Origin of the sequence: Pseudomonas sp. 22515 (assembly GCF_052044625.1) — a bacterium.
Lineage (GTDB): Bacteria > Pseudomonadota > Gammaproteobacteria > Pseudomonadales > Pseudomonadaceae > Aquipseudomonas > Aquipseudomonas alloputida.
In genome coordinates, this window is the sequence record NZ_JBQENN010000009.1 from 124,637 (window position 1) to 143,934 (window position 19,298).

Sequence of the window (19,298 nt, forward strand, 5' to 3'; positions counted from 1 at the left end):
GACGTAAAGTTAGGTAAAAGCGGCCACGGCATATACACGGATCAGTAGTGTGGTTTGTACTGTCCAGTTAAAGATGCCATTGATGAACACACTTCTGTCGCAGCCAAGCGCTGAACGCGGGGCGTTCTCCGGTTTCGAGGCGTGTCGCAATTCCCAGCAGGGCCCCGTGGTGATCCTTGCCTCCGGCGCTTCTGCCAAACATTTTCCGCTGGGCGAGTTTGCGCACTTGCCCATCATCGCCATGAATGGGTCGGTCGCCATGACCGCCGAACACGGCATCAAACCCTTCTTCTACGTGTGCACCGACAAAAGCTTTTGCCAGCAACAGCCGGCCTTGTTCGCCACTGCCATGCGCGACAGCGAACGCCTGGCCCTGTGGCCAGAGCAGTATGCGCGTGCCGATGTGCCAGCCCACACCCAGTGTTATGCCTTGCACAAAGCCGACACACCGAGCCTGCTGGACGGTTTGCGCGGCCAGGGTGACAGTTGCGTGTGCAACCGGGCACTGTGGAGCAAACGCAGCCGCTCGATCGCCTTCAGTAAAGACCTCGCCCATGGCTTTTTCGATGCCCGCACGGTGGCTTATGTGGCCTTGCAATTGGCCTATCACCTGGGCTTCGAGGACGTGTTGCTGGTGGGGGTAGACCTGGACCAGAGCGTCGGGCGCTTTTACGAGGACGGCCAGGGTCCGTCTTCGCCGTGCGGGCTCGACCAGCATTGGGACAGCCGCATCCTGCCGTCGTTGAAGCTGATGGCCAGGGAAGTGGTCAGCGAGCATTTCCACGTCTACAACCTGTCGGCAACATCACGCATTCCCGCTGAGCTGATCCCCAAGGTCACGCTCAGCCAGGCGCGGCACATTGCCGGCTGCGCAATGAACTGAGCAAGAAAGCGGGTGCATGAAAGACTGTGGATGCGTACAGTGGGCCGATCGCAACTTGCAGGAGCCCGCTATGTCCAGCGCATTCACGATCATGCCATCGCCCGTCGGCATGCTGACCCTTGTGGCGCGTGGCAATTGCCTGGCAGCCGTATTGTGGGAAGAGGAGCGGGAAAACCGCGTTCGCCTGGGCGCACTGCACCGGGACGACCAGTGCCCGGTACTGCGGGAAACCGCTCGTCAGCTGGGCGAGTACTTTGACGGCAAGCGCCAGCGTTTCGAGCTGGCGCTGGACTTTGCCGGTACTGAGTTCCAGCGCCAGGTGTGGGCCGCATTGCTGGCGATACCGTTCGGCGAAACCCGCAGCTACAGCGACATTGCCCGGCAGCTCGGCAACCCCAGGGCGGTACGCGCGGTTGGCGCTGCCAATGGCCGCAACCCGATTTCGATCATCGCCCCCTGTCACCGGGTAATCGGCGCGTCGGGCAGCCTGACCGGCTTTGCCGGTGGCCTGGCGGCCAAGCAGTATCTGTTGGCGCTGGAAGGGCGGCAAAGCCTGGCGCTGGACCTGTAAGGCGTCAACCGAACCCGCTGGCGATCAGGCACGCCAGCACAGCCAGCACCGAACCGGCGATCAGGGTGTATTGCCGCCGGGCCTGACGTGCGCGGGGGCCGACCTCACGCAGGTACTCGCCGGGCGTAGGCGCATCGGGCCGATGGCGCAATCCCTCGGCCACATCGGCAAGTTGGCCCTGAATCAGCAAGCCGACCAGGCAGTAGGTGCTGGCGTAACTCAGTAACGCTAGAAACAGATAGATCATGCAAGGTACGGGGCCAAGGGCAGGGTGATCGCGCTGGCACTGCGGGTGTCGAGTACGATCAGCCCTTCACTGTGGTCATCCAGGCTGGCCAGCAAGTGCCCCTGGCTGTCCCATGCTGCAGAACCGCCGGCACCGATGAAAGTGTCGGCCGGCCCCACGCAGTTGGCCATCAACACCGGCATGCCCAGCTCGCGTGCCACCTCTGGGTAGTGCGCATATCCCTCGCGGATACCCTTGGCGGTTTTCGCAACGCTGACCAGGTACAGGTCTGCACCGCGCTCGCGGGCCACGGCGGCATGCGCCATGAACATCGATTCGTAGCAGATCGCTGGCGCCACCCGGTGCTCACCCACCTCCAGCAGCAATGCCTGATGACCTGGGGTGAAGTAAGGCAGCTCATCATCATGCAAGCGCTGCTTGGCATAGGCCTGGCGCGGCGCATCAGGGCAGAAGACGGGCATGCCGATACGTATGCCGTCGGGCGTTGGCAATGGCAGGCCCACGGCAACGGTAATGCCCAAGCGGTCGCAGGCTGCCTGCAGCGGGTCCAGGCGTGCGGAGGTGACGGGCAGGGCGGACTGGCGCGCCACACTCGGCTCATAGCCGGTCAGCGACAGCTCGGGGAACACCACCAGTTCGGCACCCAGAGCCGCAGCCTGCTCGATGCAAACCAGATGGCGCTGGAGGTTGCCTGGCAAATCGCCCTTGAGCGACGCCAGTTGTACGGCGCACAGTTTCATCAGAACCATTCCCTGGTGAAGATTGACGGGCCGAGCATACTACCGGCACCAACGCCTGTTCCAGTGAAGGGTTTTTCAGGAAGCCTGGGATGCGCAGCAAAACGCCCCCCGACCTGCGCAGCCACGGTACCTTGTGCCATGCTGTCCAGTGACAGCGCCATGCGCACGGCCCGCGCGAAGGTGGGCAGGGTGCTACCAGCGGAGGAACACTGTAATGGCACGGTTTCGGCGGCTGATCGCCAATATCCGGGGACGGGATCTGGCCGTGGGCGATATCCATGGCCACTTCCAGCGCCTGCAACAATGCCTGGAGGCGGTAGGGTTCGATCCGGCGGTGGACCGCTTGTTCAGCGTGGGCGACCTGGTCGACCGTGGGCCGCACAGCGAGGCAGCGCTGGACTGGCTGGCCCAGCCTTGGTTCCATGCCGTCCAGGGTAATCATGAGGCTTTGGCAATCACCCGCGTGCGTGGTGGGCGGCTCGACCTGGGCATGTACCGCGCCGCCGGGGGAGGCTGGTTCCTCGACTTGCCGCGGCGCGAGCAACTGCGTTTCGTGGAGCGGTTCGAGCAGTTGCCGATTGCCATGGAAGTGGAGAGTGCGGACGGGCTGGTAGGCCTGCTGCATGCCGACAGCCCGTTTGCCGACTGGGCAGTATTACGCTCCTGGCTGGAGCTGGATGACGACCCTGAGGTGCGCCAAGTGTGCCAGTGGTCGCGTCGGCGCCTGAAAGAGGGTGACACCCAACCGGTGCAGGGCCTGCGAGCCCTGCTGGTCGGCCACACCCCGGTGCTGGAGGCCAAGCTGCTGGGCAATGTGTGGCACCTGGACACGGGGGGCTGGGCCAGCGGCCATTTCACCTTGGTCGACATGCGCACCTTGCAACGGGTCAGCCCCGCGCCAGATGCAGCAACAACGCCCCCGCCAACATCACCAGCATGACCCCCGAGGCCCGCTCCAGCCACGGCAGGCTGCGAGCGAATCGCCGCAGTACCCGCTGGTTGCCGATGGCCACGGCAACCAGCAAGTCCCAGAGCAGGACGATGCTGAACATCCATAGGGCGTAGGCCGCTTTCCAGCCGGGGCTGACGCTGGCGACCATGCTGGCCAGGCTGGCATAGAACAGCGCGTTCTTGGGGTTGAGGATGCCGGACAAGAAGCCCATGCCCAAACTGCGCCACCAGCCATGAACCCGCTGGCTACCGGTGACTGTGCCCAGGCTGGTTTGCCCGGCGTGGCGCAGGAACAGCACGCCGATGTACAGCAGGTAGCTGGCGCCGGCCAGTTGCAGGGTGGTGAACAGCAGGCTGCCCTGCTGCAGTACCGAAAGCCCGGTGAAGGCGATGACAATGAACGCGCCATTGGCCAGCGCTATGCCCAGGCAGGCGCCGCTGGCGATGCGCCAGCCGCTGTTGATCGCGTTGCGTGCGACCAGGAAAAAGTCCGGTCCAGGTGAGAGCAGGGCAAGGAAGTGGGCCAGGGCGATGATCATGAATTGTTGCATTGGGGGCTGCTCTACGGAAAAAAACGCAGTCTGCTGCCGGGCCCGTTCTGGCGTATTGAACAATATTGCATATGCAGCAGCTTTCAGTTTCCGCGGTACTGTCCCGGCGTAACCCCCACATGGGCCTTGAACACCCGCTGGAAATGGCTCTGGTCAGCAAAGCCAAGCTGGTAGGCCACTTCCGCCAGGGCCAGCCCTTCACTCAACAGTTGCCGCCCGCGATTGACCCGGGCATTGAGCAGGTAGGCATGCGGGGTAAACCCGGTAGCCGCACGAAACGCGCGGATCAGCTGATAGCGCCCCAGCCCGGCCTCCCGCGCCAACACCTCCAGGCTCAATTGCGCAGGGTCCTGGTGTTCGATGCGTGCAAGCAACCCGCTCAAGGTGGCGGCTTGCAGGGGGGGGGCCGTTGCCAGCGGTGGGTGCGCGGAAAAATCCAGGTCCCCCAGAAAGGCAATCAGCGCCGCATCTTTCTCGCCGTTGCAGGCACTGGAAAACAGTAACCTGTTCAGCGCGCAGAACTGCCGATATACCTCAGCCTCCCTGCAGATACGCACCGGTTCGCCGGCTTCGATACCGCCAAAGCCCGACTCCAGGCGTAACTGCGTCAGCCAGTCGGCATCCACATGCAGCATCTGATAGCTCCACGCCAGGCCGGGGGCCGGGTTGCAGGCATGCACGCGGTGGGCCGGGACCAGTACCAGCGTGCCGGGCGCCAAGTGATGCTGCCCGTCGGCAGCCCCGGTGAAATGGCTGCGGCCAGCATCCACCGCACCGATGGAAAACGTCGGGTGGCTGTGGGCCTTGTAGCAGGCCCGGCTGTGGCAGGCGCGCCGGCTTTCGACATGTGCCAGGGCCGGGTCGCGCCACAGGTCGGCGTGGGAACGGGGCATTACAGGCTCCTCGGTATTGCCGGCAGGGTAACAGGTACCGTGAACCCGTACAGTTTTTATCGCTGGCTGTTACTTGACCGCAGGGCCCGGAACGCGCCGAAATAGAGGGCTGTTGTCAGAGGAAAACGAGAATGGACCTTTCAAGCCTGCTGCTCTTCATCCCCGCCTGCTTCGCCTTGAACATGGCGCCAGGGCCCAACAACCTGTTGTCACTGCACAACGCCAGCCGTTACGGCCTGCGCACCGCCTGTGTGGCCGGCGCCGGCCGTATCCTTGCCTTCTGCGGCATGATCGCCCTGGCAGCGATGGGCCTGGCAGTGGTGTTGCATACCAGCGAATACCTGTTCCTGGCCATCAAGGTGGTGGGCGCGGCCTACCTGTTCTACATCGCCTGGCAACTGTGGCGCGCACCCGTGAGCGAGGCCGTGGTGGCAAGCGATCACCCAGGCGGCACTTGGCGCCTGGCGCGCCAGGAGTTCTGGGTTGCGGCCGGTAACCCCAAGGCCATCCTGATCTTCACCGCCTTCCTGCCGCAGTTCGTCTCGGTCGGTAGCAGCACCCCGGTGAGTGAGCAGTTCCTTTGGCTGGGTGTGTTGTTCCTGCTGCTGGAATGGGCGGCCATTGCCATCTACTCAGGCCTGGGCGCCTACATGCAGCGCTGGTTCAGCCAGCCCGGCCCACGCCGGATGTTCAACCGGGTCAGCGCTTCCTTGCTGGGTTGCGCGGGCCTCGGTCTGCTGGCTGCGCGCCGCTAGAACTGCCAGCGCACGCCAAGGTTCACGCCGCTGGCTTCCTGCTGGCGGCTGTCCAGGTTGGCGGTGTACTGCACGCCGCCATGCAGGCTCAGCGCTTCGTTGACCTGCGCGACCACACCGCTTTCCAGTTGCACTGAGGTATAGCGGTAATCGGTCTTGATCTTGTCTGCGTCATCGAAGCTCAAGGTGTCGCGCCCACCGTCGCCGTGCCACAGGTTGACCTGCGCATAGGGCTGCAACAGGCGCCCGCTGCTCCCCGTGAACGCACCCTCCAGGCGCAGGCCCAAGCGGCCGGTCAGCTCGACCTGGGCGTCATGACGGATGCGCGAGACGCCGTCGCTGGCGCTGTCCAGCGCGACCTTTTGCGCAATCAGCTGAGCTTGCGGTTCCACGCGCCAGTGCTCGGACAGGGTGATGGGGTAGCCCGATTCCAGTGAAGCTGTCCAGGCGTGGCCGTCGAGGTTCAGCGTGTCGCCACGCTCGGAGCGGGCGCGGCCATCCAGGCGGGTGTATTGCAACACCGCGTCCAGGTACGCGCCCTGTGGCCCGACCAGCGTCCAGTAGGTGCCCACGCTATCGCCATCGAGCTTCAGGTCGCCCACGCTGCGGTCGTGAACGGCCAGGGCAAACCCTTTGACGTCGGCGTCCAGGCGGCTATGGCTTACGTAGATACCAACATGCTGGCGGTAACCGTTCTCGCCAACCTTGGCATACAGGTCCTGGCCCACCTTGAAACCGTACAGGTCGCCATCCAGGCTCGGGCTGACCGTGCCGCTCCATTGCTGGCGCAGCGTGCCGCCGTAGGCTTGCCCCCAGCTGGCGGGCAGGGCGCTTTCACCCTGCAGTAACAGCTGGTCGCCCTGGCGTTGGTGGAAGGTGCCCAATGCCTGACGGGCGATGATCGCGGCACCCCGCGGCGCTGCGGCATACACCGGGACCTCGGGGCGGTACAGTGGCAGGCTTTCGCCCTGCACTGGGGCAGGCAGCTCGGCCTGGCCGGGCGCTGGCGCAGCGACGGGCGGGGTGACGGCCGGGGCGATCACTGGCGGCTCGCCCGGTGCCGGCACAGGGGCTGGGGCGGGTGGCGCAACCAGCGTCGAGCGCAGGTACCAGCTGTTTTCACTGCCGGCAGTGACGCCCCCTTTGAACAGCCGATAGTCGTAGGCTCCGGCCGATAGCCTTTGGGTCTGTACAAAGGCGGTGGCCGTGCTGGTGGCGCCGTCACGGGCTTCGACCACCTGGATGCCGTTCTGCGCCGTCGCCGCACCTGCGCCGTTGAGGTTGTTGATGAGCACCTGGGTAGAGCCGGCGATGGCGCCGCGGCTGACCACCAGGCGATCGGAAGCAGCGCCATCGCCGGCCAGCACGCTGTTCAGGCGCAGGGTGCCGTTGATGCCGGTGTAATCGCCCTCGATGCGCAAGCGGCCCATGGCATCATTGCCGGCGGTGAGGTCAAGTGTGCCTGCGTTGCTGATTGCGGCGCGCTGGCCAGGGGCAAACGCAGTGATCACCCCTTGGCGTGACGTGATGCGGCTGCTGGCGTCGAGGGCGAGGCTGCCCGTGCTGCTGTTGCTGTCGCCCATTACCAGCGTGTCATCCAGTACCAGCCGGCTGCCGTTGTTCAGCGCCACGCGCTCCCAATTCACATAGTGGGCACCGCCTGTCGGCTGGCTGGCATCGAACGTCAGGCTGTCGTTACCTTCGCCGCCGTCCAACGTGATACTCAGCACCTCGGGCGTAAGGCCTTTGAGCAGTGCCGTGTCATCACCTGGCCCGGCATCCACGCGCCCGCCAATACGGCCACCGTCCCAGGTGAAGCGGTCGTTGCCAGAGCTCAGCAACACATCGCCGCCAACCTGGCCACCGTGCACCAGCACCTGGTCGTCGCCACCGCTGACGCTGATGTTGCCGCCGATGTTGCCCTCGAAGACTTCGATGTAGTCCTTGTCGAAGGCCGCGATGACGTTCCGGTCGACGCTGCCGCCACGCATGATGAAGGTGTTCTCGTCCAGCCGCATGTTGACGTTGCCGATACGTCCGTCGTCCATTTCGGCATAGTCGCCGCTGTCGAACGTGCCCTTGATCCAGCCGCCGCTCATGTGAAAGGTGTCCAGGCCATCACCCTGGTTGAGGTTGCCTTCGATGACGCCGCCGCTCATGACGAAGTCATCGATGCCGGCGCCCTGGTTGACGTTGCCGCCGATGCTGCCAGAGCCCATGTCGATGCTGTCTGTGCCGGCGCCGAAGGTTACGTCGCCGGTAATGGCGCCGCTACCGGATGCCGGGAATACCAGGCGGTTATCGCCGCTGCTGTCCACCAACGCGGGTGCGGTGCCGCTGTCACAGGTGTAGGTGTCGTTACCCGGGCCGGGTGCGAAGGTGCAATTTGCTTGGGCGGGCGTGACCATGCCCAGCAGCGGGAGCGAACCCAGGGTCAGCATCAGGCGTAGACGCATCAGGAAAACCTCCATTCACCAGGGAAACCTGCGCACCACGCGTGGTGCACAGGGTTACCGGGGTTGTATAGAGGAGTGCGTCACGACCACAACTGGCAAAAATGTCAGGTGGCAAAGGGCTAGCGCGTTAGTCGCGGTAGAACGTTTGCACCAGGTGGTAGCCGAATTTGCTCTTGATCGGCCCGTGTACCACACGCAGAGGCTTCTTGAAGATCACCTGATCGATGGCGCCGACCATCTGCCCCGGGCGAATTTCGCCCAGGTCACCACCACGCTTGCCCGATGGGCAAAGAGAGCACTTTTTCGCGAGCACGTCGAAAGCCTCGCCGTTGGCGATGCGCTGCCTGAGCTTTTCGGCTTCGTCAGCGGTCTTGACCAGTATGTGGCGGGCTTGGGCTTTCATGGGCTACCTGTGCATCGGGGAAAAAGGCGGCATTATGCCTGATTGAATCCCGTTGAAGCGATCGCGCCCAAATGGCCGCGATGAATGTCAGCTCTTCAGCTCTGCGCGATCGCGAAACTGATCCAGCGCCTCCGGGTTGGCCAGGGCATCGGTGTTCTTCACCGGCCGCCCATGCACCACATCGCGAATCGCCAGTTCCACCAGCTTGCCACTGATGGTGCGCGGTATGTCGCTGACCTGGGCGATCACCGTCGGCACATGGCGGGGCGTGGTGTACTGGCGTATCACCTGACGGATGTGCTGGCGCAAGGCTTCATCCAGCTGCAGGCCGTCTTGCAGGCGCACGAACAGCACCACCCGCACATCCCCGTTCCAGTCCTGGCCGATGGCCACGCTTTCCACGACCTGTTCGACCTTTTCCACCTGGCGGTAGATTTCCGCCGTGCCAATGCGCACACCGCCCGGGTTGAGCACGGCGTCGGAGCGACCGTGGATCACCATGCCCCCGCTGGCACGCTGCTCGGCGTAGTCGCCTTGGGCCCACACCCCCGGAAACTGACTGAAGTAAGCATCGTGGTAACGGCGACCGTCCGGGTCGTTCCAGAAATCGAGTGGCATCGAGGGGAAGTTGCGCGTGCACACCAGCTCGCCTTTTTCGTCCACCACGGGCTGACCCTGCTCGTTCCACACCTCCACCGCCATACCCAGGCCCTTGCACTGGATTTCGCCGCGACGCACAGGCAGGGTCGGGTTGCCCAGCACGAAGCAGGAGACGATATCCGTACCGCCCGACATGGACACGAGCCACAGGTCGGCCTTGATCTTGTCGTACACATAGTCATAGCTGTGCGGTGACAGCGGCGAACCGGTGGACAGCAGCAGCCGCAGGCTGATCAGGCAGTGGCTGTTGGCAGGTTCCAGGCCTGCCTGCTCCAGTGCCGCCAGGTACTTGGCGCTGGTGCCGAAGGCGTGGATGCCCTCGGCGTCTATCAGGTCCAGAAGCCGCTCGGGGCCTGGGTGGAACGGCGAGCCGTCGTACAGCACCAGCGTGGCACCCACCGCCAGGCCGCTGGCCAGCCAGTTCCACATCATCCAGCCGCAGGTGGTGTAGTAGAACAGCACGTCATCGGCCTTCAGGTCGTTGTGCAGGCCGTGTTCCTTGAGGTGTTGCAACAGCACGCCTCCGGCGCGATGGACAATGCACTTGGGCACGCCAGTGGTGCCACTGGAATAGAGGATGTACAGCGGGTGGTCGAACGGCAGCGGGGTGAAACGGGGCTCGCCGCCGGGTTGGAAAAAGTCATCCCACAGGCTGACGTTGGCTGCCTGGAATTCGTCGGCACGCGTGCCTTTGCGGGTATGGGGCACCACGATCAGTTGCTCCAGGCCAGGCAACTGCGCACACACTTGGTTGACCTTGGTCACCTGGTCGATGGCCTTGCCCGCATACTGGTAACCGGCGCAGACGATCAGCAGCTTGGGTTCGATCTGGCCGAAGCGGTCGATGATGCCGTGCACGCCAAACTCGGGCGAAGAGGTAGACCAGACCGCGCCAAGGCTGGTGCAGGCGAGCATGGCCACCAGTGTTTGCCAGGTATTGGGCATGATGGCAGCTACCCGGTCGCCCGGGACGATACCTGCAGCCTTGAATGCCGTTTGCAGCCCGGCCACCTGTGCGGCCAGTTCGGCATGGGTGAACACTTCGCGTTGGCCGTCTTCGCGCACGGCGACCACAGCCGGGCGGTCGTCGCGGCGGCGCAGCAGGTGTTCGGCAAAGTTCAGGGTGGCATTGGCGAACCACTGTGCATCGGGCATTTGCGGCCCTTCGCTGAGCACCTGGCTGGGCGGCGTATGCCAATGAACGTGGAAATACTCGGCAAGGGTTTGCCAGAAGGCGGGGCGCTGTTCGATGCTCCAGCCGTGCAGGGCCTGGTAGTCGTTGAGTTGCAGGTTGTAGCGCAGGTTGACCCGGCGGCGGAAGGCATCCATCCGGCTGGCCTCGATCTGCGTTGTGGACGGGCGCCAGAGCACATCGTTCATGCCGAATCTCCTTTACCGGAACAAAGCAGGCTCAGGGCAGGATCAGCCCTGTGTTGCGAAGAGGCTGACCCTGCAGAGAAAGCGGTCCTGCTTACTCTACTTTAGCCTTCTGCACATCCTGCGATGCCGACCACACGCGGTAACGCACTTCGACATCCTTGGGCACATACACCACCACCGGCAGCTTGCTGTTGTAGCGCAGCAGGAAGCCATCGCCGACCACCGGCACGAAGGCCTCGGTCTTCTTGCCGTCCGGGCAGGCCATCAGCGTGCTGGCCGGGCCGCTGACGTTGTCCAGGCGGTAGTAATTGTAGCCCCAGCCTTCCAGGGTGCGTGCTTCCAGGTTGCCGCCCAGGCGCTGACGATTGCAGTCGACCTGCAGCGTCTTGCCAGCCAGGATTTCCAGTTTATAGGCCGACTCGTCGGCCTGGGCCGGCAGGTGGATAACCTGCCGGGTGAAGCCTTTTTCCGCCTCGGGGTAGGGCGCGATGTCCTTCAGGCTGGCGGCCATCGCAGGTGCGGCGGCGGCCAGGCTCAGGGCCAGAATCGCGGTCATCGGGGTAGGGCGCATAAGGCCTCCTTGCTGATAAACGAATGCGGGACCGTTGCCAGGCCCAGGCCGCCCGTCACTGGGCCAACCAGCCACCATCGACGTTCCAGGCGGCGCCGCGAACCTGGCTACCGGCCTCGCTGCACAGGAAGAGTACCAGCTCACCGAGGTGTTCGGGGGTGACGAAGGCCAGCGATGGTTGTTTTTCTGCCAGCAGATCGTGCTGCGCTTGCAGCCGATCTCCACCTTGGGCCGCACGATCTTCGATCTGCTTTTGCACCAGCGGTGTCAGCACCCAGCCCGGGCAAATGGCATTGCAGGTGACATGACTGGTGGCGGTTTCCAGGCCTACCACTTTGGTCAGGCCGACCACACCATGCTTGGCTGCCACGTAGGCTGCCTTGCCCATCGAGCCGACCAGGCCATGCACCGAAGCAATATTGATGATGCGCCCCCAGTTGCGCGTGCGCATGCCCGGCAGCGCCAGGCGTGTGCCATGGAATACGGCCGACAGGTTCAGGGCGATGATCTTGTCCCAGCTTTCTGGCGGGAACTGCTCAACCGGTGCCACATGCTGGATACCGGCGTTGTTGACCAGAATGTCGACGCCGCCGAACTCACGTTCGGCCAGGTTGAACAAGGCCTCGATCTGGATCACATCCGACAGGTCGGCCGGGTGATGCACAACCTTCACCCCGTGCCGGGCCATTTCCGCCATGGCGGGGCCCGGGTCGCCAAAGCCGTTGAGCACGATGTTGGCGCCAGCCCGGGCCAATACCTGGGCGATGCCCAGGCCAATGCCGCTGGTGGAACCGGTGACGAGTGCAGTTTTGCCTTCAAGGGTCATGCCATGCTCCTTAGACGATGCCAGTGGCGTAGAACGTGGCGATCACCACGAACACCGCCAGGGTCTTGATCAGGGTAATACCAAAAATGTCCTTGTAGGCCTCGCGGTGGGTGAGGCCAGTCACTGCCAGCAAGGTGATCACCGCGCCGTTGTGCGGCAGGGTGTCCATGCCGCCGCTGGCCATGGCGGCTACCCGGTGTAGCACTTCCAGCGGGATGTCGGCCGCATGGGCAGCGGCAATGAAGGTATCGCCCATGGCCGCCAGGGCGATGCTCATGCCGCCCGAAGCGGAGCCGGTGATGCCGGCCAGCAAGGTCACGGTGATGGCTTCGTTCACCAAGGGGTTGGGGATGCCGCGCAGGGCATCGGCCAGCACCAGAAAACCCGGCAGCGAGGCGATTACCGCGCCAAAGCCGTATTCCGAAGCGGTGTTCATGGCTGCCAGCAAGGCACCGCCCACCGCGCTTTTGGTGCCCTCGGCCAGGCGTGTACGAATGGCGCCAAAGGCGCACACCAGGACCATCAGGATGCCCACCAGCAACGCGGCCTGCACAGCCCAGATGGCCGTCAGCTTGGTCACGTCGCTTTGTACTGGTGCACTCATGCCTGGCAGTTGCAGGCTGTGACTGGGGCCGTACCAATGCGGTATCCAGTGGGTGAACACCAGGTTCATCACCCCCACCAGTATCAGCGGCGACAGCGCCAGCCAAGGGTTGGGCAGGCTCAGGTCGGCAGCGGTTTCCGGTTCGTTGCGCAAGTGGGTGCCATAACCTTCACCGGCGCGCAGGGCCTTGTTGCGCTGGCGCTGCAGGTAGGCCATGCCGGTAAAGAACACGAACAGCGTGCCGATCAGGCCCAGCCACGGTGCGGCCCAGGCGGTGGTGTTGAAGAAGGTGCTGGGGATGATGTTCTGGATTTGTGGGGTGCCGGGCAAGGCGTCCATGGTGAACGAGAATGCGCCCAGGGCGATGGTGGCCGGGATCAGGCGTTTGGGGATGTTGCTCTGACGGAACATTTCGGCGGCGAACGGGTACACCGCGAACACCACCACGAACAGCGAAACACCGCCGTAAGTGAGCAGGGCACAGACCAGTACGATGACCAGCATCGCCTGACGGGTGCCGAGCAGGCGGATGGCCGCGGCGACGATCGAGCGGGAGAAGCCGGACAGCTCGATCAGCTTGCCGAACACCGCGCCTAGCAGGAATACCGGGAAGTACAGTTTGATGAAACCGACCATTTTCTCCATGAACACCCCCGTGAACGCAGGGGCGACGGCAGCAGGGTCGGTGAGCAGCACAGCGCCGAGGGCGGCGATGGGGGCGAAGAGGATTACGCTGTAACCGCGGTAGGCGGCCAGCATCAGCAAGGCCAAAGCAGCGAGTGCGATGAGCACGGTCATCGGGGTGGGTCTCCTGGGTGAGTCTTGTTTTTATCGTTGAACAGGAGATAGCGGGAATCGTGCCAACTATGTAACTGGCTGATTTGTAAGGGTTAAAGGGTTTTGTTAGAAGTCTGTGTCTACATTCAGAGACGCCAGGGGCTGCGTTGCAGCCCATCGCTGGCTTGCCTGTTATCGAGGACGGGCCCTCGCTGTAATCTCAAACAAGAAACAAAAGTCTCCAATTAGAGACCAAGTGCCGCCATCTTCTTGTACAGCGTCGACCGCCCCAGCCCTAACGCTGCTGCTGCCTCTGGCACGTTTCCTCCCTGTTCGGCCAGCGCCCCGGCAATCAGGCCGCGTTCAAAGGCCTCGCACGCGTCACGGTAGCGCTGCCGCACGGGCGCTTCAGCCAGCGGGCTCAATGGCCCCAATGCCGCACGCAGGTCCGCCACCCCCAACCGGGGCTGATCCGCCAGCAGGGTCGCGCGCTCCAGCACATTGCGCAGCTCGCGAATGTTCCCCGGCCACGCATGCCTGGCCAGCAGTTGCTGCGCTTCAGCTTCCAGCTCGTACTGGCTGCCCAGCTCAGCCAATATGGCCTCGCACAGCGCGGGCAGGTCCTCCAGCCGTTGTCGCAACGGCGGGACTTCGATCGGCAGCACATTCAGCCGGTAATACAGGTCGGCGCGGAAGGCCCCGCGGGCCATGGCAGCCTGCAGGTCGATGGAGGTGGCGGCAATGATGCGCACATCGCTGCGCAGCATCTGGTTCGACCCGACCGGTTCGTATTCCTTTTCCTGCAGCACCCGCAGCAGCTTGCTCTGCAGGGCCAGCGGCATGTCGCCGATCTCGTCGAGGAACAGCGTGCCGCCTTCGGCCAGTTGCAGCTTGCCGCTGCGGCCCTTGCGGTCGGCACCGGTAAAGGCACCCGGCGCGGTGCCGAAGAATTCGGCTTCCAGCAACGTCTCGGGGATGGCGGCGCTGTTGATGCTGACAAAAGCTTTGTGTGCCCGTGCTGACGCTGCGTGAATGGCGTGGGCCAGCAGCTCCTTGCCGGTGCCGGTTTCGCCCAGCAGCAACACGGGCGAATCACTGCCGGCGCCACGCCGGGCGCGTCGCTTGGCTTCCAGGCTGGGCGCGCTGCTGCCTACGAACTGGGCGAAGCTGTATTTGGCCTGGCGGGCGCGCAGTTGCGAGCGGGTCGAGGCCAGTTCCTGCTGCATGCTGGCGTAGCGCTTGAGCAGCGGCGACAGGCTGCGCAGTTCGTCGAACAGGGCAAAGCCAATGGCGCCGATCAGCGCGCCCTGGTCATCGTGGATGGGCAGGCGCATGACCACCAACGGCTCGTTCGGCGTGTCGAGCATGTCCAGCAGGATGGGGCGGCCATTGCTCACCACGTCGCGCATCAGGCTGCCGGGGATCACTGTTTCGCACGGCTGGCCGATGGCACTGGCAGCGTCGGCCAGGCCAAAGCGCCGAGCGTAGCGTTCGTTCATCCAGACGATGCGTGCCTGGCGGTCGACGATCACCGTGCCTTCGCTGGACTGTTCGATGATCTCGAACAGCGAGCGGATTGCCAGTTGCCGTACCTGGGGGTAGTCCTTGAGGCTATTGCTGTCGTGCATGGGTGAACATCCTGAATCATGTATTGGCACAAGCCCGCGAAAAGGCCTGGCCTGAAAACTCATCGTCGGGGGTCAAACGCCTCACGCAAGGCATCCCCGATAAACACCAGCAGTGACAGGATCACCGCCAGCGCAAAGAACGCGGTAAAGCCCAGCCACGGCGCCTCCAGGTGCTGCTTGCCCTGGGTCACCAGCTCGCCCAGCGAGGCGCTGCCCGCTGGCATGCCAAAGCCCAGAAAGTCCAGCGCGGTCAGTGTGGTGATCGCCCCGGTCAGCATGAACGGCACATAGGTCAGCGTGGCATTCATGGCATTGGGCAAGATATGCCGCACCATTACCTGACTGTCCGGTAACCCCAACGCCCGCGCAGCCTTTACATACTCCAGGTTGCGCCCACGCAGGAACTCGGCGCGCACGACGTCGACCAGGGTCAGCCAGGAGAACAGCGCCATGATCCCCAGCAGCCACCAGAAATCCGGTTCGACGAAACCGCTGAGGATGATCAACAGATACAACACTGGCAACCCCGACCATACCTCCAGCAAGCGCTGGCCGAACAGGTCAACCCAGCCCCCGTGGTAGCCTTGCAGGGCGCCCGCCGCCACGCCAATGAGCACACTGACCACGGTCAGGGCGAAGGCGAACAGCAGCGATACCCGCGTGCCATAAAGCACCCGCGCCAGCACGTCACGGCCTTGGTCGTCGGTGCCTAGCCAGTTGCTGGCACTGGGCGGGCTGGGGGTGGGGACCTGCAGGTCGTAATTAGGTGTGTCGGCACTGAACGGGATCGGTGCGAACAGCATCCAGCCACCCTGTTCAGCGATCAGTTGGCGCACATAGGCGCTGCGGTAGTCGGGCTGAAACGGCAGTTGCCCGCCGAACAGCTGCTCGGTGTAGCGTTTGAGCGCCGGAACGTACAGCTCGCCCTTGTAGCCCAGCAGCAGTGGCTTGTCGTTGGCCACCAGTTCGGCACCAAGGCTCAGCAGCAGAAGGCCGGCAAACAACCACAGCGACACCCAGCCCAGGCGGTGGCGGCGAAAACGTTGCAGGCGACGGCGCGACAGGGGCGATAGCATCAGTGCGCCCTCGTATCGAAGTCGATGCGCGGGTCGAGCAACGTGTAAGACAGGTCACCGAGCAGGCGAATCAGCAGGCCCGCCAGGGTGAAGATGAACAGCGTGCCGAACACCACCGGGTAGTCCCGCGACACCGCCGCCTCATAGCTCATGCGGCCCAGGCCATCGAGCGAGAAGATCACCTCGATCAGCAACGAGCCGGCAAAAAACACGGTGATCAGCGCCTGTGGCAGCCCGGCCACCACCAGCAGCATGGCGTTGCGCAACACGTGGCCATACAGCACGCGGCGTTCGCTAAGGCCCTTGGCCCGGGCAGTGACCACGTATTGGCGGGAAACCTCGTCGAGGAAGGCATTCTTGGTCAACAGCGTGAGGGTGGCGAACCCACCGATCACCAGGGCCGCGACCGGCAGCACCAGGTGCCAGAAGTAATCGGCGACCTTGCCCAGCAGACTGAGCTCGTCGAAATTGTCCGAGACCAGGCCGCGCACCGGGAACCAGTTGAGCGAAGTGCCGCCGGCAAACAGTACGATCAGCAGCAATGCGAACAGGAACGAAGGCAGGGCGTAACCGATCACGATCAACGCGCTGCTCCAGGCATCGAAGCGGCTGCCGTGGCGCATCGCCTTGCGGATGCCCAGCGGAATCGACACCAGGTAGGTGATCAGCGTGGCCCAGAAGCCCAGCGACAGGGTGACCGGCAACTTGTCGAGAATCAGGTCGGTGACTTTGGCGCCGCGGAAGAAGCTGTTGCCAAAGTCCAGCCGGGCATATTGGCCGAGCATCAACCAAAGCCGCTCGGGGGCGGACTTGTCGAAGCCATACTGGCGCTTGATCTCTTCGATCAGTTTCGGGTCCAGCCCGCGTGTGGCCCGGGATTCGCCATGGACCACTTCAGCTCGCGCGCCGGGTGCGCCGCCACCGATGCCCTGCAGGCGCGCCACGGCTTGCTCCACCGGCCCACCCGGCGCGGCCTGGACGATGGCGAAATTGACCAGCAGGATTGCCAGCAGCGTCGGGATGATCAGCAACAGACGGCGCAGGATATAAGCGGTCATGGCGAGGCCTTCTGGCGTTCGGCCATCTGCGCGTTGGTCAGCGGGGTAGGGCTCACCTCCCACCAGGTGTCCAGGCCCTCGTCATAGGTGGCCTGGACCTTGGGCAGGCCGAAGCGGTTCCACCAGGCGGTGGAGCTGCCTGGCGGGTAGTAGTTGGGAATCCAGTAATAATTCCATTGCAGCACGCGGTCCAGGGCATGGGCGTGGCGCAGCATGTCGGCCTGGGTGTCGGCGCGGACCAGGCCGTCGATCAGGTGGTCTACGGCCGGGTCCTGCAAAACCATCAGGTTGTTCGAGCCGGGGTCGTGAGCGGCCGCCGAACCAAAGTAGTTGTACAACTCGGCACCGGGCGACAGGGTGACCGGGTAGCCGGTGACGATCATGTCGTAATCGCGCGCCATCAGCCGGTTGACGTACTGGGCTGAGTCGACGTTGCGGATGTTCAGGGTCACGCCGATCTGGGCCAGGTTGCGCTTCCACGGCAGCAGCAGGCGTTCAAGGCCCGCCTGGCCATTGAGGAACGTGAACGCCAGCGGCGTGCCCTGGCTATTGACCAGGCGGTCGCCTTCGGGGTGCCAGCCAGCTTGCTCGAGCAGGGCCAGGGCCTGCAACTGCTGTTTACGGACGATCCCCGAGCCGTCGGTGACCGGGGCAGTGAACACCGTGGTGAACACTTCATCTGGCACCTGGCCGCGCAAGGGGGCGAGCAGCTTCAACTCACCCGCATCCGGCAACTGGCGAGCGGCCAACGGCGTATTGGAGAACACGCTTTGCTGGCGGATGTACAGGTTGCGCATCATCTGCCGGTTGCTCCACTCGAAGTCCCATAACATACCCAGCGCCTGCCGCACACGGCGGTCCTTGAACTGCGGCTGGTCGAGGTTGAACACAAAACCCTGAGCCACTTGCGGTTTGGCCGGGCCCAGGTGGGCGCGCTGCAGGCGGCCGTCGTCCAGTTGCGCACCGTTGTAGCCCAAGGTGTAGGCCGTGGCGGAGAACTCACGGTTGTAGTCGTAGCCACCGCCTTTGAGTACCTGGCGCGCCACTTCGGTGTCGCCGAAGTACTCGATGCGCAGCTTGTCGAAATTGTAGCGGCCACGGCTGGCCGGCAGGTCACGCGCCCACCATGTCGGGTCGCGTTCGAAGGTGATGCTGCGGCCGTTGTCGATGCGCCCGATGCGGTATGGCCCGCTGCCAACCGGCTTGTCGAAGCCGGCACCGTTGGCAAAATCGCGGTGCTGCCAGTCGTGCTCGGGCATTACCGGCAGGCTGGCGAGGTCCAGCGCCAGGGTGCGGCCGTGCTCGGGCTTCAAGTCGAATCGCACGCTGTGCAGGCTTTCTACGGTCACGCGGGCCACGTCGGCGAACTGGGTCCGGTACTTCAGGCTGCCCTTGCTCATCAGCAGTTCGAAGGTGAAACGCACGTCTTCGGCGCGCACCGGCCTGCCATCGGCGAAGGTGGCGCGTGGGTCGATGTCGAAACGCAGCCACTCATCATTGGGGCCGCGCTCCATGCGCCGGGCGATCAGGCCGTAAACGGTATAGGGTTCATCGTAAGAGCGTACCGCCAGTGGCGCGTACAACAGACCATCGACTTCGCTGACACCGATGCCTTTGTCGATGTAGGGGAGGATATGGTCGAACTGGCCGATCTCGATGGCCGAACGGCGCAAGATGCCGCCCTTGGGGGCGTCGGGGTTTACATAGTCGAAATGCCGGAAGCTGGCGGCGTAGCGGGGGGCTTCGCCGTAGACCGTGAGGGCGTGGGTGGGCGCGGCCTGGACCGTAAAGCCCATGCACGAAAATACAAGCCCCCACCATACTTGTGGGAGCGGGTTTACCCGCGAATGCGTCGGAGCAGGCAACGAGGTTGTCTGGTCTGGCCTCTTCGCGGGCAAACCCGCTCTCACAGGGGGGCTGATCACCGGGAGGGGTGAATCAGTCCTGGCGGCTGGTCACTTCCAGCAGGTGGTAGCCAAACTGGGTCTTCACCGGGCCTTGCACGGTGTTGACCGGGGCGCTGAAGACCACGGTGTCGAATTCCTTGACCATCTGGCCTGGGCCGAACGAGCCCAGGTCACCGCCCTGACGGCTGGACGGGCAGGTGGAGTTGGCTTTGGCGATTTCAGCGAAGTCGGCGCCTGCTTCGATCTGGGCTTTGAGTTCGTTGCACTTGTCTTCGCTGCTGACCAGAATGTGGCGGGCGGTTGCACGGGCCATGGGTACTGCTCCTTGGGGGTAAAAAGGCAAGCCTAGCGCACTTGTCCG

At 63.9% G+C, this 19,298-nt stretch carries 19 protein-coding genes; 4 read left to right on the forward strand and 15 right to left on the reverse strand.

Annotated elements, in window-relative coordinates; translation table 11 throughout:
- Window positions 1-82 precede the first annotated feature (82 nt).
- Both ACTJJN_RS11000 and ACTJJN_RS11005 read left to right on the forward strand, forming a co-directional pair.
- Window positions 83-883, forward strand: a complete 801-nt coding sequence (locus ACTJJN_RS11000; protein ID WP_041168428.1) for an LPS biosynthesis protein — start codon at window positions 83-85, stop codon at window positions 881-883.
- A 70-nt stretch (window positions 884-953) separates the two neighbouring features.
- Window positions 954-1,454: a methylated-DNA--[protein]-cysteine S-methyltransferase gene (locus ACTJJN_RS11005; RefSeq protein ID WP_004576657.1), complete on the forward strand. Its 501-nt coding sequence runs from the start codon at window positions 954-956 to the stop codon at window positions 1,452-1,454.
- A gap of 4 nt (window positions 1,455-1,458) precedes the next feature.
- Here ACTJJN_RS11005 and ACTJJN_RS11010 read toward each other — a convergent pair whose 3' ends face one another.
- On the reverse strand, window positions 1,459-1,701 hold the full coding sequence (locus tag ACTJJN_RS11010) for a hypothetical protein (protein WP_012052437.1): 243 nt from the start codon (window positions 1,699-1,701) through the stop codon (window positions 1,459-1,461).
- Window positions 1,698-2,441 (reverse strand): carbon-nitrogen hydrolase family protein, encoded by a 744-nt coding sequence (locus ACTJJN_RS11015; protein ID WP_054888826.1) that lies wholly within the window; start codon window positions 2,439-2,441, stop codon window positions 1,698-1,700. The genes ACTJJN_RS11010 and ACTJJN_RS11015 overlap by 4 nt, the downstream gene beginning before the upstream one ends.
- 214 nt (window positions 2,442-2,655) lie before the next feature.
- Between ACTJJN_RS11015 and ACTJJN_RS11020 the strand changes: the two genes are divergently transcribed.
- Window positions 2,656-3,381, forward strand: a complete 726-nt coding sequence (locus tag ACTJJN_RS11020) for a serine/threonine protein phosphatase (RefSeq protein ID WP_012052435.1) — start codon at window positions 2,656-2,658, stop codon at window positions 3,379-3,381.
- Here the strand turns inward: ACTJJN_RS11020 and ACTJJN_RS11025 are convergent.
- Window positions 3,329-3,943 carry a LysE family translocator gene (locus ACTJJN_RS11025; protein ID WP_161774452.1) on the reverse strand — a complete coding sequence of 205 codons (615 nt, stop codon included), beginning with the start codon at window positions 3,941-3,943 and terminating at the stop codon, window positions 3,329-3,331. The two genes, ACTJJN_RS11020 and ACTJJN_RS11025, sit on opposite strands and share 53 nt — an antisense overlap.
- An 83-nt stretch (window positions 3,944-4,026) precedes the next feature.
- Window positions 4,027-4,836: an AraC family transcriptional regulator gene (locus ACTJJN_RS11030; RefSeq protein WP_440781256.1), complete on the reverse strand. Its 810-nt coding sequence runs from the start codon at window positions 4,834-4,836 to the stop codon at window positions 4,027-4,029.
- Between the two features lie 131 nt (window positions 4,837-4,967).
- Here ACTJJN_RS11030 and ACTJJN_RS11035 point away from each other — a divergent pair, with 131 nt between their 5' ends.
- Window positions 4,968-5,591: a LysE family translocator gene (locus tag ACTJJN_RS11035; RefSeq protein ID WP_003248288.1), complete on the forward strand. Its 624-nt coding sequence runs from the start codon at window positions 4,968-4,970 to the stop codon at window positions 5,589-5,591.
- Here the strand turns inward: ACTJJN_RS11035 and ACTJJN_RS11040 are convergent.
- The 11 genes from ACTJJN_RS11040 to ACTJJN_RS11090 all read right to left on the reverse strand — a co-directional run bounded on the left by ACTJJN_RS11040 (window position 5,588) and on the right by ACTJJN_RS11090 (window position 19,250).
- Window positions 5,588-8,062 carry an autotransporter family protein gene (locus tag ACTJJN_RS11040; RefSeq protein ID WP_440781257.1) on the reverse strand — a complete coding sequence of 825 codons (2,475 nt, stop codon included), beginning with the start codon at window positions 8,060-8,062 and terminating at the stop codon, window positions 5,588-5,590. The genes ACTJJN_RS11035 and ACTJJN_RS11040 overlap by 4 nt on opposite strands.
- A gap of 112 nt (window positions 8,063-8,174) precedes the next feature.
- On the reverse strand, window positions 8,175-8,450 hold the full coding sequence (locus tag ACTJJN_RS11045; RefSeq protein ID WP_003248291.1) for a peptidylprolyl isomerase: 276 nt from the start codon (window positions 8,448-8,450) through the stop codon (window positions 8,175-8,177).
- Window positions 8,451-8,537: 87 nt separating this feature from the next.
- A complete protein-coding gene (locus ACTJJN_RS11050) occupies window positions 8,538-10,490 on the reverse strand; it encodes an acetoacetate--CoA ligase (RefSeq protein WP_440781258.1) in 1,953 nt (650 codons plus the stop codon).
- 91 nt (window positions 10,491-10,581) lie between these two features.
- Entirely contained in the window at window positions 10,582-11,061 is a 480-nt protein-coding gene (gene eco / locus ACTJJN_RS11055) for a serine protease inhibitor ecotin (protein ID WP_012052429.1), read from the reverse strand.
- Between the two features lie 55 nt (window positions 11,062-11,116).
- Window positions 11,117-11,887: a 3-hydroxybutyrate dehydrogenase gene (gene hbdH / locus ACTJJN_RS11060; RefSeq protein WP_221100044.1), complete on the reverse strand. Its 771-nt coding sequence runs from the start codon at window positions 11,885-11,887 to the stop codon at window positions 11,117-11,119.
- Window positions 11,888-11,897: 10 nt separating this feature from the next.
- Window positions 11,898-13,289 carry a GntP family permease gene (locus ACTJJN_RS11065; RefSeq protein ID WP_440781259.1) on the reverse strand — a complete coding sequence of 464 codons (1,392 nt, stop codon included), beginning with the start codon at window positions 13,287-13,289 and terminating at the stop codon, window positions 11,898-11,900.
- 224 nt (window positions 13,290-13,513) lie between these two features.
- Window positions 13,514-14,896 (reverse strand): sigma-54 interaction domain-containing protein, encoded by a 1,383-nt coding sequence (locus ACTJJN_RS11070; protein WP_014756594.1) that lies wholly within the window; start codon window positions 14,894-14,896, stop codon window positions 13,514-13,516.
- 59 nt (window positions 14,897-14,955) lie between these two features.
- A complete protein-coding gene (locus ACTJJN_RS11075; RefSeq protein ID WP_440781260.1) occupies window positions 14,956-15,972 on the reverse strand; it encodes an ABC transporter permease in 1,017 nt (338 codons plus the stop codon).
- Window positions 15,972-17,030 carry a microcin C ABC transporter permease YejB gene (locus ACTJJN_RS11080; RefSeq protein ID WP_012052425.1) on the reverse strand — a complete coding sequence of 353 codons (1,059 nt, stop codon included), beginning with the start codon at window positions 17,028-17,030 and terminating at the stop codon, window positions 15,972-15,974. The genes ACTJJN_RS11075 and ACTJJN_RS11080 overlap by 1 nt, the downstream gene beginning before the upstream one ends.
- Complete coding sequence (locus tag ACTJJN_RS11085; protein WP_014756595.1) at window positions 17,027-18,826, reverse strand: extracellular solute-binding protein; 1,800 nt, start codon at window positions 18,824-18,826, stop codon at window positions 17,027-17,029. The genes ACTJJN_RS11080 and ACTJJN_RS11085 overlap by 4 nt, the downstream gene beginning before the upstream one ends.
- A gap of 142 nt (window positions 18,827-18,968) precedes the next feature.
- Window positions 18,969-19,250 carry a peptidylprolyl isomerase gene (locus ACTJJN_RS11090; RefSeq protein WP_003248318.1) on the reverse strand — a complete coding sequence of 94 codons (282 nt, stop codon included), beginning with the start codon at window positions 19,248-19,250 and terminating at the stop codon, window positions 18,969-18,971.
- Between the last annotated feature and the right edge of the window lie 48 nt (window positions 19,251-19,298).